The organism is Massilia sp. Root351 (genome assembly GCF_001425045.1).
In the GTDB taxonomy this organism is placed as follows: Bacteria; Pseudomonadota; Gammaproteobacteria; order Burkholderiales; family Burkholderiaceae_D; genus Rugamonas.
This window is the reverse complement of sequence record NZ_LMDJ01000031.1, coordinates 322105-338503: the sequence shown is the minus strand read 5'-3', so window position 1 is coordinate 338503 and position 16399 is coordinate 322105. Positions and strand designations below refer to the sequence as shown.

17 protein-coding genes are annotated in these 16399 nt (G+C 66.2%); 2 read left to right on the top strand and 15 right to left on the bottom strand.

Annotation, left to right across the window (positions count from 1 at the left end):
* Positions 1–9: 9 nt before the first annotated feature.
* The 7 genes from ASD15_RS21545 to ASD15_RS21515 all read right to left on the bottom strand — a co-directional run bounded on the left by ASD15_RS21545 (position 10) and on the right by ASD15_RS21515 (position 7285).
* A complete protein-coding gene (locus tag ASD15_RS21545; protein WP_057157063.1) occupies positions 10–2235 on the bottom strand; it encodes a hypothetical protein in 2226 nt (741 codons plus the stop codon).
* A gap of 10 nt (positions 2236–2245) precedes the next feature.
* Positions 2246–3601, bottom strand: coding sequence for a hypothetical protein (locus tag ASD15_RS21540; RefSeq protein WP_057157062.1), 1356 nt, complete (start codon positions 3599–3601; stop codon positions 2246–2248).
* Between the two features lie 6 nt (positions 3602–3607).
* The gene (locus ASD15_RS32945; protein ID WP_057157061.1) at positions 3608–4360 is read right to left on the bottom strand and encodes a hypothetical protein; all 753 of its coding nucleotides are present in this window, start codon (positions 4358–4360) and stop codon (positions 3608–3610) included.
* Between the two features lie 19 nt (positions 4361–4379).
* A complete protein-coding gene (locus ASD15_RS21530; protein ID WP_057157060.1) occupies positions 4380–4988 on the bottom strand; it encodes a hypothetical protein in 609 nt (202 codons plus the stop codon).
* A 159-nt stretch (positions 4989–5147) separates the two neighbouring features.
* On the bottom strand, positions 5148–6035 hold the full coding sequence (locus tag ASD15_RS21525; protein ID WP_157201066.1) for an intradiol ring-cleavage dioxygenase: 888 nt from the start codon (positions 6033–6035) through the stop codon (positions 5148–5150).
* A 12-nt stretch (positions 6036–6047) separates the two neighbouring features.
* Complete coding sequence (locus ASD15_RS21520; RefSeq protein WP_057157058.1) at positions 6048–6632, bottom strand: hypothetical protein; 585 nt, start codon at positions 6630–6632, stop codon at positions 6048–6050.
* 98 nt (positions 6633–6730) lie between these two features.
* Entirely contained in the window at positions 6731–7285 is a 555-nt protein-coding gene (locus ASD15_RS21515) for a Spy/CpxP family protein refolding chaperone (RefSeq protein WP_057157057.1), read from the bottom strand.
* A gap of 183 nt (positions 7286–7468) precedes the next feature.
* Between ASD15_RS21515 and ASD15_RS21510 the strand changes: the two genes are divergently transcribed.
* Together ASD15_RS21510 and ASD15_RS21505 are read left to right on the top strand one after the other, a co-directional pair.
* Positions 7469–8158, top strand: a complete 690-nt coding sequence (locus ASD15_RS21510) for a response regulator transcription factor (RefSeq protein WP_057157333.1) — start codon at positions 7469–7471, stop codon at positions 8156–8158.
* Between the two features lie 2 nt (positions 8159–8160).
* Positions 8161–9744, top strand: coding sequence for an ATP-binding protein (locus tag ASD15_RS21505; RefSeq protein ID WP_057157056.1), 1584 nt, complete (start codon positions 8161–8163; stop codon positions 9742–9744).
* Between the two features lie 2 nt (positions 9745–9746).
* On the opposite strand, the gene ASD15_RS21500 is transcribed toward ASD15_RS21505, so the two are convergent.
* The 8 genes from ASD15_RS21500 to ASD15_RS21470 form a co-directional block, all read right to left on the bottom strand.
* On the bottom strand, positions 9747–10328 hold the full coding sequence (locus ASD15_RS21500; protein ID WP_057157055.1) for a YSC84-related protein: 582 nt from the start codon (positions 10326–10328) through the stop codon (positions 9747–9749).
* Between the two features lie 95 nt (positions 10329–10423).
* Positions 10424–10990 carry a dCTP deaminase gene (gene dcd, locus ASD15_RS21495; protein ID WP_057157054.1) on the bottom strand — a complete coding sequence of 189 codons (567 nt, stop codon included), beginning with the start codon at positions 10988–10990 and terminating at the stop codon, positions 10424–10426.
* A 105-nt stretch (positions 10991–11095) separates the two neighbouring features.
* Positions 11096–11932, bottom strand: coding sequence for an alpha/beta fold hydrolase (locus ASD15_RS21490; protein WP_057157053.1), 837 nt, complete (start codon positions 11930–11932; stop codon positions 11096–11098).
* Positions 11933–11995: 63 nt separating this feature from the next.
* Positions 11996–12160: a hypothetical protein gene (locus ASD15_RS32490; protein WP_157201065.1), complete on the bottom strand. Its 165-nt coding sequence runs from the start codon at positions 12158–12160 to the stop codon at positions 11996–11998.
* Between the two features lie 157 nt (positions 12161–12317).
* Positions 12318–13172, bottom strand: a complete 855-nt coding sequence (pepA, locus tag ASD15_RS21485) for a flocculation-associated PEP-CTERM protein PepA (protein ID WP_057157052.1) — start codon at positions 13170–13172, stop codon at positions 12318–12320.
* Positions 13173–13524: 352 nt separating this feature from the next.
* On the bottom strand, positions 13525–14598 hold the full coding sequence (locus ASD15_RS21480) for a hypothetical protein (RefSeq protein WP_057157051.1): 1074 nt from the start codon (positions 14596–14598) through the stop codon (positions 13525–13527).
* Positions 14595–15488: a ThiF family adenylyltransferase gene (locus tag ASD15_RS21475; RefSeq protein WP_057157332.1), complete on the bottom strand. Its 894-nt coding sequence runs from the start codon at positions 15486–15488 to the stop codon at positions 14595–14597. The genes ASD15_RS21480 and ASD15_RS21475 overlap by 4 nt, the downstream gene beginning before the upstream one ends.
* A gap of 2 nt (positions 15489–15490) precedes the next feature.
* Positions 15491–16225 carry an N-acetyltransferase gene (locus ASD15_RS21470; protein WP_229418290.1) on the bottom strand — a complete coding sequence of 245 codons (735 nt, stop codon included), beginning with the start codon at positions 16223–16225 and terminating at the stop codon, positions 15491–15493.
* Between the last annotated feature and the right edge of the window lie 174 nt (positions 16226–16399).

Genomic DNA, 16399 nt, shown 5'->3' with positions numbered 1-16399 from the left:
CGCGCCGGCTCAGGCGCGGGCCTGCTGTGCGGCCAGCCGCTGGCGCAGCAGCACCGACGGCAGCGTGGCGTCCGACACCGCGTCGGCGCCATCGGCCGACAGGTCGACGCCGGTGGCGGCGCGGTAGGCGTGGATGTAACCCTGCGCCTGCGGCCGCCAGAAGCGCGCCCAGTTGAAAGCCTGGGTCGATTCGTAAATGTCGCTCCAGTTGCCGTAACGGATGGACAGCAACAGCTGCTCGCCGAACATGGCCAGCGAGCGGAAATGCATCACGCTGGTGTCGGTCCATCCCTGCAGCTTCTTCATCGCGTCCACCCGGTCCATCCACGGCTCCGGATAGGCCACCATCACCCGCGTGGGCAGGAACTCGCGGAACTCCGGCCGGCCCAGCAGCCACTGCTGCATCAGCATTTCAATGCGCGCAGTGGATGGCAGGTCGCCGAACTGGTTGTGGGCGCCTTGCGACAGGATCAGGTGCACTTCCTTGAGCGCGTTCAGCACCGGGAAGGCGTCCGCCTTGACGGTGGTGTCGTCGTCCTGCTTGTAGAAGGAGGTGAGCAAGCGCAGCAGGTGGTGGAAGGCTTCCAGGAACTTGGAGCGGCTGTCGGCCGGACGGAAATGCTGCACCGCCTTGCCGTCCAGCCGCACGCCGTAGTGGTGGTCGTACTCGTAGTTGCGGCGCACCACCGTGAGCCGGTGCTGCTCGTCCTGGGTGTAGCCCCACAGCAGGTTGTTCAGCGGGCGCAGCATGTCGATCTCGGTGTTGGCCAGCGGGTCCAGGCCGTGGCTGGGCGCGCGCAGGTTCTGGAAGCGCTGCGTGATGGCGTTCATGGTTTGCACCAGCATGCCTTCCTCCAGCCAGTAGGACCAGATCAACTCGATCAGGCAAGGGTTCGACAGCCGCTCCTGGATGATGCCAAAGCACAGGTCGGCCTCGCTGCCGCTGCCCGGGATGTTGATGGGGATGTCGGGCAGCTTGCGCCGGATCACCGCCAGGTAGGGCAAGGCCAGCGTGTTGCCGTCCACCGTCTCCAGGTATTCGTTGGCCAGCACGTCGGCCAGGCTGCCGCCGTTGGGGATGTCGCGCCGGTCCAGGTAGGCCGCGTCCTCCGCCGGATTGAAGGCCAGCGGCAGGCTCAGCACGCCGCAGTTGACCATCACGAACGCCTCCGTGGCCGCCTTCAGCACACGGTAGGAGTCCGAGTCGTTGAACGGCAGCGCACGGCGCGACTTGATGGCGTTGAAGGCCGCGTTTTTGCCGACGAAGCGCAGGCGCTCGAAGTCCGACACGGCCACATTGGCGTCGCAGAACAGCTGGTCCAGGAAGGCCAGGTAGTTGGTGAAGGACAGCGCCTCGGTGCTGTTGCGGATCAGGGTCCACAGCGGCAGGTCCTCGGTCGGCTCGGTCTCGGTGCGCGTGAGCGACACGCCGACGTTGCCACTGATAGGCTGGGGCACGCGCTGGTCCGCGTCGAAGTCGGTCGCCACGCCCAGCGAGGCCATCGAACCGGGCGCAATCACGCCGGCCAGCTGGTCCGCCGTCAGCGAGGCGCCCGGGCCGCCGCTGCGCGCCATGGGCCTTGCGCCCGCGCCCGCCGCCACCGCGCCGCCGGCCTGGGGGCGCCGCGCCAGCAGCACCTGGGCCTCGAAACGCTGCGGCCCGGCGCGCCGCATGATGGCGCTGAAATGGTGGCCGTCGCCGCGCGGCTGCCACGGCGAGCGCGCCACGATACGCAGCATGTCCTCGCCCAGCGGCCCGTCGCCGTCCACGTGCACCTCGGCGATCGCCTTGTCGCCCACGAAGGCGCAATTGTGCTCCACTTCGCGGCAGTTCGACTCGAACGCCAGCACTACCTCGGGATTGAAAGCGAAATCGAAGCAGACGTTCTCGGTGCAGCCGTTGCGCACCGCCGCGCACTGGTAGAACAGCGCGTCCATGCGCATCGGCACGATGTTGTCGAAGGCGGCGATGTAAGCGCCGGCGTCCAGCGCCGGGAACAGCACCGCGCCGTCGGCGGCGGTGAAGCCCACGGCCACCAGCAGCGCCTCGTCCGGCAGCCACTTCTTGACTTCCTCCACGTCGCATTCCTGCATCGGCGCGCCCTGCTGCGTTTGCGCCTTGTACAGCTTGATGGCGGCGTTGACCAGCGGTGCGCCGGTGAGGCTGTCGTGCACCGTCACCTGGACCGCCCCGCGCAGATCCGCCTTGGCCGCCGCGTTCTTGATATTTGCCATGTCTATCTCCTTAAAGGATGGTGCTACGGTATTCGGTGCGCCGTGACTGCGTATATTGCGGATACTGGGCGGCGCCCCCGCACAGGGCGCTCAGGTCCAGCGTGCTGCGCAAGGCCCAATGGGTCAGCAGCCGCCCCAAGAGCACACTTTCGTGCTCGGGGCTGAGGCGGCCGTCGGCGCGGGCCTGGCCAAGCACGGCGAATGCCAGCGAGGGCGCGGCGTCATACATTTGTTGCGGGGCCCCGCTCCATTGCCGGAACAGGCTGGCCAGCCGGCGCGGATGGCGCGCACGCACCGCCATCACGTCCGGCAAGGTACGTCCGCGCAGCAGCGCCGGCCGGTGCCGCGCCAGCAGTCCGGCCAGGGCCGGCAGGCTGTCCTCCAGCTGCAGCAGCAAGCGGCGCTGCTCCGGCGGCAAGCCGCTGAGCGGGTAGAACGATTCCCACAGCGCCGCCACGCGCCGCCATTGCGGATGCGGGAACAGCTCTTCGCCCAGCGCGCAACTGAGCTTGACCCGTATCCACGGCGCGGGGTGCGGGTCGTCCGGGTTCACGCGGAACACGAACACGCGCGGCAGGCTGACTACCCCGATCAGTCCCATGGTGGCCGCCACGCCAACCCGCGCCAGCGACCACAGGTCGGCCACCACTTCGGATATCCAGCGCTCCCACAGCCGCCACACGTGCGCCGGGCTGGCGCCGCCGTCCCCGCCGGCCCCGCGCTGCATGGACTGCAGCACCGGCCGCAGCGAATTGACCAGGTCCAGCAGGGCCGCGCCCTGGTGCCCCACTTCGTGGAACAGCGAGGACGCGATGCTGCTGCCGACCATGCGCTCGCGCGGCACCCGCACGATGGCGACCGGATTGTCGCCCCCGCCCGGCAGCCGGGTGCGCGCGCGGCGAATGGCCGCGCCCGGGCCCCGGTCCAGATAGCAAATCACGGGCGGCGCGCGGTAGTAACTGCCCGGCAGCGCCAGCGCGTCGGCCGACACCACGTCCAGGCCGGACAGCCAGGTCCCGTTCTTGTGCTCGCTGCGCTGCGTGATGACGTCGTTGAACAGGTCGAACTGTGTCAGCGCCGCGTTGAACTTCAGGCGCACGAAGGTGAAGCGGCGCTGGGCCTCGGCGGCGGTGGCGTTGCGCGCCGCCGGCCCCTGCAGCCATGCCAGGAAAGCCATCACCATGCCATGCAGCCCGCGCCGGCCCTGCGCCAGGTGCGTCTCGATGGCCGTCTGCGCCGATGGCAGCAAGGCCGCCGCCGGCACCATCGGTTCGATCAGCACGAAAGGACGCACGCGGCGCAGGCGCGTGAGCAGCGAGCGCGCCTCCTGCGCCAGCATCCACCGGGCATAGGAGCTGATGGCCATGGCGGATCAAGCTCCGTAGAGTACGATCTTGCGGCCCTGGCGCGCCCAGCGGCCGGACGAACCGGCTGCACCGGCCGCACCGCCACCGGCGCCGCCCATGCCGCCTCCCAGGCCGCCAGTAGCGCCGCCACAGCTGCCGCCGCGCTGCGCGCCGGCCATGCCGCCTTGCTGGCCCCGGCCCTGCTGACCGGCCGCCTTCAGCAAGCCTGGCGCATGCTGGCGCGCCGCCGCGGTGGCGGCAGCCTGCGCCACCGCGCGCGGGTCGCCGCCGCGCGCCTGGGCGGCGCGGTTCACGGTGTCCGCAGCCAGCCGCACGAACGTCTTGGCGCCCTCGAACTCGCGGTCCTCGCCCATCATTTCGCCTTCGGCCTCCAGACCCAGCGCACCGCCGGCCGCCGACGCCAGGCCGCTGCCGATCTTGGCCCCCAGCGGGCCGCCGAAATAGCCGCCGATGGCGCCGCCGGCCAGCGGCAGCGCCTTCTTGGCCACCCCTTTCAGCACGCCGCCCACGGCCTGGCCGACAGGCGACCTGATGACAGAACCGGCCACCGAGGCGGCCTTCTTGAGGAAATTGCCGAGGAACTGTTCCAGTTCGGCCTCGTTGGTGACCGACAGCAGTTCGTTGGCCAGCTCCATCTCGTCCGCTTCCGACAGCAAGCCGCCCTCGCCGCTCCATTCGCCCTGGCCGAACTCGTACTGCTCGCCTTCATAACCCATTTCCTGGCCAAATTCCAGGGTGGTACGATCGATGTCATGCATGATTAGCTCCCGATGGTGGTTAACAATTGAGGACCACGATGCGCTTGCCGCTGCGCTGCCAGCGTCCCCCTGCCGGCTCCTGCCGTTCCGTGCGGTGCAGCAAACCCGGCGCATACTTGCGCGCCGTCTGCACCAGCGCCGCCTGCACCCTGCTTTCCGCATCCTCCCTGCCCACGCCGACCGCAGGACCGGAGGCCAGTGCGCCGGCGATCAGTTCCCGCGCCATGCGGATAAAATGGCGCGCCAGCGCAAACTCCTTGTCCTCCGCGCTGAGGCCTTCCAGCTCAAGGCCGAAAATGGCGGCGGCCTTTTGCTGCGCCGGCCTGCTGCTGAAGGGCATGAGGGCGGTTGCCGCCTGCAGCAGCACAGACATCAGCGCCCTTCCCAGCGGCATGCGCAACGCGGTGCGGCCGGCCGGGCCCGCACTGGCCACCAGGCCGGCCAGGAATGGCGCCAGCCCGTCGCCGTTGCCCGCACCGGCTTCCAGCAGCGCGGCGCCATCAGCCATTTCGGCGTCGTCCTCCAGCGCCGGCGCGGATGCCGATGCGTACGCCATAGGCCCGGCACCGGCAGCGCCGGCTGGAAACGCAATCTCAAGTTCAGGCATGTAGTCGAGCAGGCGGTTCATGTGAAGCTCCGGTCAGGCGTGTGTACAGCAGCCATTGCAAGCGGCGTGCCTGGACGCGCAGGGCGAAACGGCCGCCGCGCCGCCGAAGATGGCTTCGCGGCGGCCGCCGTGGGAAGGAGTTTGCGCGAAACGGACTTCGCGCGAAGGGGGAAAGCCGGTTTAAGCGATCACGGCCAGGCTCAGGGTCGCGACATAGCCATCCGTGACATTGCCGGTCATGCTCGCCAGTTGCAGCGCGTAGCCGTCGCTGAAGATATTGTCGGTGGCAAAACTGATCTGAGAGAAATTGCGCACGCTGGCGCTGTAGCCGGTGGTGGCGTACACCTCGTTGCAAGTCGCGTTGGGGAAGGCGAACTGTGAGGTCTTGATGCGGTTGGAGGCGTTGCTGGCCTTGGCCAGCGTGGGATAGACCTCGAAATGCACATGCGGCATGCGGCCTGCGTAGCAGCCGGGGAAGATGGTGGTGAAGGTCACGTCGCCGTTCGCGTCCGCCTCCTGCACGCCACGCAGGTAGTTCTGGCTGGTGACGCCGCTCGAGTACAGCGAGTAGTTGCCGTCGCGGTCGCAGTGCCACAGATATACTGCGAAGCCGCCGGCCGCCCCGCAACTGCTGTTGGCGTTCTGGATCTTCAGCTTGATGGTCAGCAGCACGCCGGCCGCAACAGCGGTGGCGCCGCCGAAACTGCTGCGGATATCCTGGCGCACCACGCCGCTCTGTGTCAGCACATTGACCACGCCGCTGCTGTTGCTGTTGGTGCCGTCACCCGGATACGGGCCGCCGGTTTCCTCCGGAATCACGCTGCAGGAACCGTTGGTGGTCGTGCCGGTGGTACCCGTAGTGCCCGTAGTGCCGGCGGTGCCCGTGGCGCCAGTGCTACTGGTGCCGGTGCTGGCCGTGGAATCGCTGCTGCCGCTTGACCCGCCGCAGCCGAGAACAGGCAGCGCCGCCGCACTGGCCAGCATCCAGCGCAGGCTCTGGCGTCGGCCGGCCGCCATCTGCGTCATCTTGTCCAGGTCTTCGGCCAGGCTGTGTCCGTGTTTTTGCATGACTTGCTCCATTCATACCGTGGTGTTGATCAAATTGCCGCTGGCGCCCGCATCGGACAGTTTGTCCGACAGCGCCTGCAGGAAGCTGGCCAGTTTGCCGCTGGCGTCGGCGGTGTCGCCGCCGAATGCGTCGAGCAGCGACTGGAACGAAGTCTCCAGCGCGCTGCCGGCGTCGCCGGCGCCATCGGTGCTGCCGCTGCTGTCCGTCTCGCTGGACGAGCCCAGTTTGGCGATCAGGCTTTGCAGGTCCGCCTCAAGCTTGCCGGGACCGCTGGGGCCGCCGGCGCCGCCCTGCGGACCGTACACCTGGCTTTCGCCGGACGTGGCCGACGCCTCGGCGGACGCGCCCTGCTCGTGCAAAGCGCCCATCAGCTCGTGCAGGAAGCTGCCCAGTGCCTGCGCCGCGTTGCCGCTGCCGGCCGCCGCGCCGCTGGCGCCGGTATTGGTGCTAGCGGTGCTGCCGGCGCCATCGCCCGCCGCAAGTCCCAGCGATTCCAGCGCGCTGGCGATGGCGTTAACGAAGCCGCCACGGTCCGGCGGTGGCGGCGGGCGGCGGGCGGCTGCCAGCCTGGGTACTTTCGCTATTGGCGGTGGCACTGGCGCCGGTGGCGCCGAGCTTGCCCGTATAGCCCAACTGGCTGGCTGCGCTGCCGGAGGTCAGGTAACCGATCGTCATGCTTTACTCCTTGCGAAGGTTAAGGACGCGGGGGCTTGCGCTGGTCCATCTGCTTGCGCTGTTCGGCGCTCAACACGCCCAGCAGCTTCTGATCGGTGCGCACACGCTGCAATTCCAGGTTGCTCATCGCTTGCGCAGCGGCTTTGGCCAAGGAAGCCGCTTTGGCATCGTCGTACTGGTCGGCATCGCCCATGGCGTCGAGCGCTTGCCGCGCCTTGCGCAGCGCCTTCGATTGCTCGCGGATGTAGGGCTCCTGCGCGTGCAGGATGGCGAATACCTTATCCTCCTGCGCTTCGCTCAGGTCCACGCCGTGCAGCAGGCCGCGATGCGGGCCCGGGCCGCCAAAACCGCGCGGGCCACGTTCGCCGTCCGGACCGCCACGGCCGCCCAGGCCAGGACCGCCAGGCGGCGTGCCCGGACCGTCGCCGCGCGGCCCGTGCGCACCGTGCGGCCCGCCGAACGGTGCGCCGTCAGCATCGGCAGCGTCGCCGCCGACTGCGGCGTGCGACGCCAGCGGCGCCGCCAGCGCAGCCGCCAGCAGCAGGTGTTGCAGGGAGATCTTCCTGGTTTTCATGTTTGCTCCGGATAGTTCGTAAGGAGCAGCCATTGTCCGGCCGGGGCATGTAAAGCGCGGTTAGCGCAACGTAAAACGGTGTAAAGACGGCGGGCGTGGCAGGTGTAAATCGGGGTAAAAGCGCGCTTTGGAGGCCATCTTGTTTGCTATGATGGGCCATCAACAATCATGAAGCACGCCGCAATGAGCAAGGTACTGTTAATAGACGACGACATCGAACTGGTGGGCATGTTCCAGGAATACCTCGAGCAGGAAGGGTTCCAGGTGCAGACCGCCCACGACGGTGAAGCCGGCGCCGCCGCCGCCCTGTCCGGCCTGTACGCCATCGCCGTGCTGGACGTGATGATGCCGCGCATGAACGGGCTGGAGACCCTGCGCCGCATCCGCGCCCACAGCCGCATGCCCATCCTGATGCTGACCGCGCGCGGCGACGACACCGACCGCATCGTCGGCTTGGAACTGGGTGCGGACGATTACGTGGCCAAGCCCTGCACGCCGCGCGAACTGACCGCGCGCATCCGCGCCATCCTGCGCCGCACGCTGGGCACGCCCATGGCCGCCGGCGGCAGCGCGCAGCTGACGGTGGGCCAACTCACCATGTGGCCCGAGCAGCGCCGCGCCACGTGGGCCGGTACGCCGCTGGAACTGACCAGCACCGAATTCAATCTGCTCGAAGTCCTGGCGCGCAACGCGGGCAAGCCGGTCAGCAAGAACACGTTGTCCGAGCAGGGCCTGGGCCGGCCAATGGCGCGCTTTGACCGCAATATCGACGTCCACCTGAGCAGCCTGCGCCACAAGCTGGGCACCATCGCCGACGGCCGCTCTTGCCTGCAGACGGTGTACCGGCTTGGCTACCAGCTGATCAAGGATTAGCCGTGGGACGCCTGTTCTGGAAGTTCTTCTTCTCCATCCTGCTGGCGCAGGTGGTGGCGGCGGTGGGCATCGGCGGGGCCATCTGGCTCAAGAACCGCGACGCCGCAACGCCGCGCCAGCTGGATATCGACATCGGCCCGCGTGCGGAGGATGCGATCGAATCGGCCGCCGCCACGCTGGAGTTCGGCGGCGTGAATGCGCTGCAAAGCCTGCTGGAGAACATGAACCGGCACCGCGTGTTCGCGGTAAACGAGCAGGGGCGCGAACTGCTGGGACGCATCGTCAAGCCGGCCATGATACTGGAGGCGCGCCGGCTGCTGAAGCAGGATGGCTCGCAGCGCGTGGTGCGCGAAGTGAAAGCGGCCGACGGCCACCGCTACGTGCTATTCCTGCCGTCACGCGAAAACCCGGGCGGCATGGGCATGCCGGCCGACGGTGCGCCGCTGCTGCGCAGCTTGGCCAGCATCGCCAGCGTGCCGATCGACGGCCCGCACCCGCCCCATCTGCGCAACCCGCCCGACTGGCGCGGCCCCGGCCCTGGCATGGGTCCCGGCGGCAGTCCGCCTCCCTTCCACGACAGCGGGCCGGCGCCAGCTGCGGATTACGCTCCCCGCTCTGGCCTTGGCCCCGGTCCGCAAGGTGCGCCGCAACGCTTCCGGCCAATCGCGCCGTTCATCCCCATCGCCGCCGCCGTGCTGGCCAGCCTGTTGTTCGCCGCCCTGCTGGCGTGGTATTTCTCGCGCCCGATACGATCCCTGCGCCAGGCCTTCGAGGCCGCGTCGCAAGGCGACCTGGCGCCCCGCTTCGCCCACGCCGCTGGAAAGCGCGGCGACGAACTGACCGGCCTGGGGCGCGACTTCGACCGCATGACCGCGCGCCTGCGCAGCCTGATGGACGCACAGACACGACTGCTGCACGACGTGTCCCACGAGCTGCGCTCCCCGCTGGCGCGCCTGCAGGCAGCCATCGGCCTGGCGCACCAACAGCCGGAAAAGGCGCACGCCACCTTGGAGCGCATCGAGCGCGAAAGTGTGCGCATGGACAAACTGGTGGGAGAGCTGCTGACGCTGGCCAGGCTGGAATCCGGCCCGATCAAGCAGGGGCGCGAGCAAATCAGCATGGCCGAGCTGCTGGACGAAATCGTGGCCGATGCCGAATTCGAGGCCGCCTCGCACGACCGCGCCATCGAACTGCGCGGCAGTGCCGATGTGGCGGTGAACGGCCAGGCCGACCTGCTGGCGCGCGCGGTCGAGAACATCGTTCGCAACGCCATCAAGCACAGCCCGGCCGGCGGCGCGGTGCGCGTGGAACTGGACGTGGACGAGGCCACCGACCGCCTGCACATCCGGGTGCTGGACCGCGGCCCCGGGGTGGCGCAGGGCGACCTGCAAGCGATCTTCGAGCCGTTCTTCCGCAGCAGCGACACCCTGAAGGACGTGGAGGGCCACGGCCTGGGCCTGGCGATCGCGCAGCAGGTGGTGCTGGTGCACGGCGGCAGCATCGCCGCCCGCAACCGCGAGGACGGCGGCTTGTGCGTGGAAATCGCGCTGCCGATCGCGCAGCACGACAGCGACCAACGGGCCTGAGCCTAGAGCTCCAGCCGCGAGATCTTGGTCCCTTCCAGCGTCAGGTTCGCCATCAGCCCGGCGTTGGTCAGCACCAGCGCCTGCACCGGGTGGTTGGCGGTAACCGTGTCGATCTCGCCGTTCACGCCGACCTTGACGACGGCCACCGAGGCATCCACGCCCGCCGTCCAGCCCTTGCTCTGGCCGAACTTGTCGAACGCTTCGCGTGTCATGAACAGCAGCACGACCGCCTTGGACTGCGCGCCGGCCTGCAAGCCCACCGAAGCCGAGGCCATGCTGTAATAGCCGCCGTGCTCATTCTTGATGCGCAGCGCACCCTTGCCGTATTCGCCGCCCACCACCAGGCCGGCCGCCAGCACGCGCGGGAACACCAGGACTGCGGTGGATTTGGCCACCAGCTCGCGCGAGCCCTTCACCTCCGCATACAGGCGATTCAGGGTGCTGTCGACGCCGGTATCGATTTCCGCACGGACCGCGCCCGGTTCGGCCCTTCCGGACGTGGTGGTGGTGGTGCAAGCGGACAGCGCGGCACCGGCGAACGCCAGTGCGGCGGCGGATTTGAACAGGAAGGTACGCTTATGCATGGAAGCTCTCCAGTCGTCAGGGTCAGTGTATCCTTGTGATTCTGACACTTTCCGGCCGACAGAACCTCCCTCTTCCGAAGCAGGCTTGCGAAAAATCAGGCTTTCGGCAGGGTAACGCCGTGCTGGCCCTGGTATTTGCCGTTGCGGTCCTTGTACGACGTTTCGCACACTTCGTCGCTCTCGAAGAACAGCACCTGGGCGCAGCCTTCGCCGGCGTAGATCTTCGCCGGCAGCGGCGTGGTGTTGGAGAACTCCAGCGTCACATAGCCTTCCCATTCCGGCTCGAACGGCGTGACGTTGACGATGATGCCGCAGCGCGCATAGGTGGATTTACCGAGGCACACGGTCAGCACGTTGCGCGGAATACGGAAGTATTCGATGGTGCGGGCCAGCGCGAAGGAGTTCGGCGGGATGATGCACACGTCGCTCTTGATATCGACGAAAGAGTTGGAGTCGAAGTTCTTCGGATCGACGATGGTGCTGTTGATGTTGGTGAAGATCTTGAACTCGTCCGCACAGCGGATGTCGTACCCATACGACGAGGTGCCGTAGGAGATCACCTTGCGGCCGCTTTCCTCGCGCACCTGGCCCGGCTCGAAGGGTTCGATCATGCTGTGCTGCTCCGCCATGCGGCGTATCCATTTATCGCTCTTAATTGCCATCGCAAAACCATTTCTCAAGATTGCAGGGAGGCTCCGGCTTGCGCCAGCGCCATTTCACCCGGGATTTTACGCGAAAGCCCTGCTTCCAAGAACAATTTTACAAGCTCAGGCCCGCCGCCGAGGCTGCCGCTGGCGCTGTGCGCCCTGCTGCGCCAGCAGTTGCGAGATCATTTCGTGGGTGACCCTGGCGGTGAGCTCGGGAGCTTCCATGGGGAACAAGTGGCCGCCGGGGACGATGCGGAAATTATCGCCCACCAGGCGCCGGGTGGCGTCCAGGCCGGCCTGGCGGTTTTCCACGGACTCGGCCCCACCGATGAAACCGGCCGGCACCGCCAGGCCCGGCTTGACCAGGGCGCCGATGTGGTGCGGCAGGCTGCGGTAGACCGCCGTTTCATTCTCGCGCGTAAAGCGCAGCTGCACGCCCTCCGGGTGCGGCTTCAGCCCGGCGGCAATGTAGTCCTCCAGCACGCCGGGGGCCCAGGCTGCGAACATGTCCTTGCCGGCGAAGTGCTGGTAGGCGGACGCGGCGTCCGGCCACACGTTGCGGCGCTTTTCCGAGAAGCGCGCCGGGGAAAACTTGTTGGCCAGCGCCCAGTTGCGCGTCACGCGCAGCAGCATGGCGCGCCAGCCGGCCACCACGGGCGAATCCAGCATCACCACGCAGCGCACCAGGTCCGGCCGCATGGCCGCCACCATGACGCTCAGCATGCCGCCCAGCGAATGTCCCAGCAGGACCACCGGCTCGGCGTGGCGGCTTTCCAGCTCATCGACCAGCTCCCGCACCAGGTGCGGCCATCCGGTTTCCACCGGATAGGCCGGATTGTGCGCGTGCATGTCCAGCGCCGAAATATCGTAGTGCTGGCCCAGCAGCTCGAACAGGCGGCGGTAGGTGCCTGCCGGATAGCTGTTGGCGTGCGAAAAGTGCAACTTGGGTTTGTTCATTTTTGTAATGTCTCCTTAGGCTCATTGTAAGGAGAGCGGCGGCCAAAAAATAGAACGCTTGCTCTAATTTTCAGCTTCGGCCGGCGGGGACGGCGGTGGCACGGGCTGGGATACGGGAACAATCAGCACATGCTTGTCCATTGCTTTGCCGTCCTGCTGCTGCTGTACCACTTGCGTGGCGACCGCCTTGGACGGGGTGACGGGCTTGGGGTGGCGTGGGAAAATCATGCGAGGGCCTGCGAGTTGTCGGGTTCACCAGTTGCGGGCGGTTGCCGCAATCTCAACAGATTTTCGCGAAAGCCAGCAGAGCCCGGCCATCTGCGCCATGCAGGAAAGCGGCTGGGCCCAGCCGCCGATCCTGCATGCACCACTTAACCAGCTTTGCTCAAGCCAGCCGCGCAGAGCGCGCCGTTGGCGATTTGCGGCGCAATATGCCCATGCCCAGCAGGCCGATGCCGGTCAGGGCCAGCACGCCGGGTTCGGGAACGGCTGCGGCGTTAAAGTCCAGGATACCGGCCTCGGAATCGATCGCCACCACCTTGGCGCCGATGCAGTTGGCGGTGTCGCAGCTCAGCCCTTGCGAAGTATTGTTGAACGCCGTGAACGCAGCGTTGTAGAAGGGATCGGGCGACGTGAAATAGCTTGCGCCGGCCGCCGTCAGGGTCCAGCCGATGTTCAGGTTCTGGTAAGCGCCGCCCAGCGGGTCGAGCCCGCCGATGCCGGAAATCAGCTGGTTGGACGAAGCCAGCAGGATATCGGCCGAGTTCTGGGTATTCACCGACGCGTTGGCCGCGACGGTGGCGGGATTGTAGGTGTTGTCGTTGCCCGGATCGGCGTACAGGCTGAAGGTCATGCCGGTCGTCACGCAGTTCACGCCGGGCGACAGGTCGCCGCTGCAGCTGAGGTCCTGGTGGAACACGGCATACAGGCCATAGTCGAAGTTAACCCGGCTCACGGTGCCGGACACCGGCAGGCTGTTCAGGGAGAAGCCGGTGAAAATGGCATAGCCGTCGGTGGTGTAATTGTGGTTCACACCCGTGTGGGCGATGCGGTTGGAGGAGAAGCCGCTGATGGCAGAGGCCTGGAATGGCTGGCCGCTATTGCTCAGCACGCCGCCCAGGTTGGGCGAGACCGTAAAGACCGGCATGACAGCGGCGCCGGCGCCGGCGCCGGCGAGCAAGCCCGCCGCCAGCAGTGCGCGGCCGGTGCCGCGCCGCAGTGTTGCATATGGTTTTTTCATTTCATCTCCAGAGAGGGACGCTAGAACTGTTAAAAAATAAAATATGACCTTGTTTACAAAGTGGCCACGCAACAACTCAGCAAAGACCATGCCTGGATTTTAATAATGTTATAAAACAGCGACTTAATTGTAACTTCAAAAAGTTAACGGTTGTTTTAAAATATTATATGTAAGAATTTCCGACACCCGCTTCATTTTAATAATTATTATTACGTATTGGAAACTTGAAACAATTCGATAGAATTTTTTATTATTTCCCCATGCAGCGGCCACGCAGGATCTACAGGCGAGAATAAACACCTGGAATAAATACGCGAATTGTCACAGGGAGATTAAAACGGGAGCGGCGGAACTAGGGCAGCATTAACTCCGACAAGGGCTTGCGTTCAGCGCGCGACACCGGCGCCGGCCCGAAGCCAAGGCGCCCCATGTAAACCGGGTGGCGCCCGGCGCCGCAGGTCATGGCCTCGGTCTCGGCCTTCAACTCGGCAGCTTGCGCCTGCAATGCGTCCAGCTTGCTGAACCGGCGCCCTTCGTCGATGTAACGGGCGAAGATCAGCGGTGTCATTTCGGGCTGCATGTACAGGCCCAGCGACGTCAGGCGCAGCCAGAAGCGTTGCACCGCCCTGCCTGCATCGACGAAGTCGTCCACGCTGGCGGGCGCGCGGCGCGCCTGGAGTACGAAATGGGCTGCGCACAGCACCCCGGGCAGCAAGTCCATCTGCAGCCGCGGCGCCCAGGTTCCCAGCATGGCATTGACCTTGGATAAACGCGACCAGCTTGTCATGGCCCATTTCATCAGCCGCAGGGTGGCCGCGTCCGCACCCAGCGCCTGGTCCGGCACCCGGTCCGGACTATGCGACACCCCCCAGTGGATGATGCGCCTGTGCACTTCGTAGGCCTCCGGCATGGTCAGCCGCAGGCGGGCGTTCCGGTACATCAGGCGTGCCGCGCGCCACTTTTCCTCGCGGCTTTCCAGCCAGTGCACTGCGTAATCCGGACCTGCGGCTTCTTCCAGTGTCGCTTTGTCCGCAGCGCCCAGCGGGCGGGTGCTCATCGGCCGGCGCTGCACGGCGCGGGTCACGATGAAAGGCAGCATCGGATGGGGCGGCAGGCCTGCCAACGGGTTGAAATGGACGTCGAATATCAGCTCCTCGTCCAACTCGGGCGCGCGGACGCGGCGGACAGCGCTGGCAGCCCAGCCGTGCGCCGTGGCCGCGATCGCCATTGTTTCGAGCAAGGCGCCGAGGGCGATCTGGCTGGCGTGGCCATCCAGGTCGTAGACGCAGTCGGCGCGCGTATCGCGCGCATGGATCACCACATGGTGCGGCCCGGCAACTTCAAAGCGGTGCGACTGCACGTTGTCGCCGCTGGGCGCCCAGCGTGCCAAGTCCAGGATCTGCATTACGGTGGCGTTCTGTGTCATGGCTGGCGCAGGCTTTTGCTGTAAAAATAACGGCCGATGCGGATCGCCAGCCATTGCAGTGGATTGCGGTTGCCGCCCGGCCGCCAGGTGCGCACCAACTTGTCGCGGAAGGCGTCGTACTGGGTGGCGTGCGGCACGGCGAGCACCCTGCCGCGTTTGAGCAGGATCTTCAGCGCCTGCGTCACCGCCACGCCGGCGCACAGCTGGCAAGCCATGACCGTCGACGGGCCGCGCCGTTCGGGAAGATTGACTGCCGCCGGCTCGACCAGGTAAGGCCGGTGCAGCCCTGCCGGCGCCAGGCCGATCAGGAAACGCAGGGCTTTTTCCGGGTCCGGCAAATTGCCCCACCTGAAATATTCTTCGAAAGTCATTTTGCCTGGCATGAAATTCAGGCTGGCCACTCCCATGCCCAGCGGCGCTGCCATGGTGGCGGGGATGCCAAGCCGGGCGCACTCGGCGTAGGTGGCTGCGCGCGCGTCGAAGGCGAAAAAATCCAGGCCATCCACGTACAGGTCCACGCCGTCAAGGAAGTCGCCCAGGTTGCCGGCATTCACGCCCTGCGGGAACACCCGCACCGCCATCCCGGGATTGATGTCGCGCGCCATGCGGGCCGCCACATCCACCTTGGGCAAGCCCAGTGTGGAGACAAAGGCGCCTGCCTGGCGGTTGAAATTGACGATATCGAAGCGGTCGAAATCGGCAATATGGACGGCGCCGATACCCAGCCGCGCCAGCGCCAGCAAATGCCAGCCGCCAACGCCCCCCGCCCCCGCAATGGCCACCCGCTTGCCGCGCAGGGCGGCCTGCTCGGCTGCTGTAACCCAACCGATATTCCGCGAAAAGGCTTGCTCGTACACAAATTCGGCATTGCCGCCTGAGGTGTCCGCCATGGTCATCCGTTCCGTTGCCTGAGCCGGTTGACTATGCCCTGCTCCTCGCGTGGCGAATAGAACAAGGGGAAGAAGGAGCGCACGCCGACCGCCGCCGCACCCTTGCCGCCATACAGGCGGGTCTGCTCGGTCATATAGTCGAGCGCCACGTGCATCAGGATGCCGCGCACATTGACGCGCGGGTTGACCTTTTCCTCACCCAGTTGCTCAAAGCCAAGCATATGGTTGAAGAAACCACGGTGGCGCGGGCTGATCTCGATGAATATGTAGTCGCAGGCATGGATGTCGCGCGCAAAGATGACCGACAGGTTGAACAGGGCCGCCAGATAACTCTTGGACGTGCCCCCCATGTCGAAGGCCAGCTTGGTGATTTCGCAAACCCGGGCGCCGCGCGCGCGGAATGCGTCGATCTCGTCCTTGAATAGCTGGTCGGCCAGCAGGCCGGACGGCGAATCCAGGCCCAGCGTCAAGGTGCCGACCGCGTCGCCGCGCCGGTGCGCCATCAGGGTGACGCGGTTGGGGTCCGGCGTCAATGCGTGGGACCCGGCCAAGCCGCGCCAGGCGTACATTTTGTGGATCAGCATGCTGGCCTTGTTGCGGCCCTCCGGCGTATCCACCAGCCGTATGCCGAACGATTCCTCGTCGGTTACGATGTCCTCTATGCCGGACTGAGCGCCGTCTTCAGCCACATTTGAATCGAGCAGGTTTTCCAGCCCCGCCTCTAGCTCACCGTTCATGTCGATTTCCAGAATAAAAAATCACGCCACATAGGGAGGTCCGGAAATATCTTGGCATGTTAGCTCCTCCATGGCAAGTAATAGTTTACGGGACGATTACTATCAATATGGAAGCATCTTCGACATGCAGTTCAATTGAAACATATTGAATTCCATCGGGAAACAAATATTATA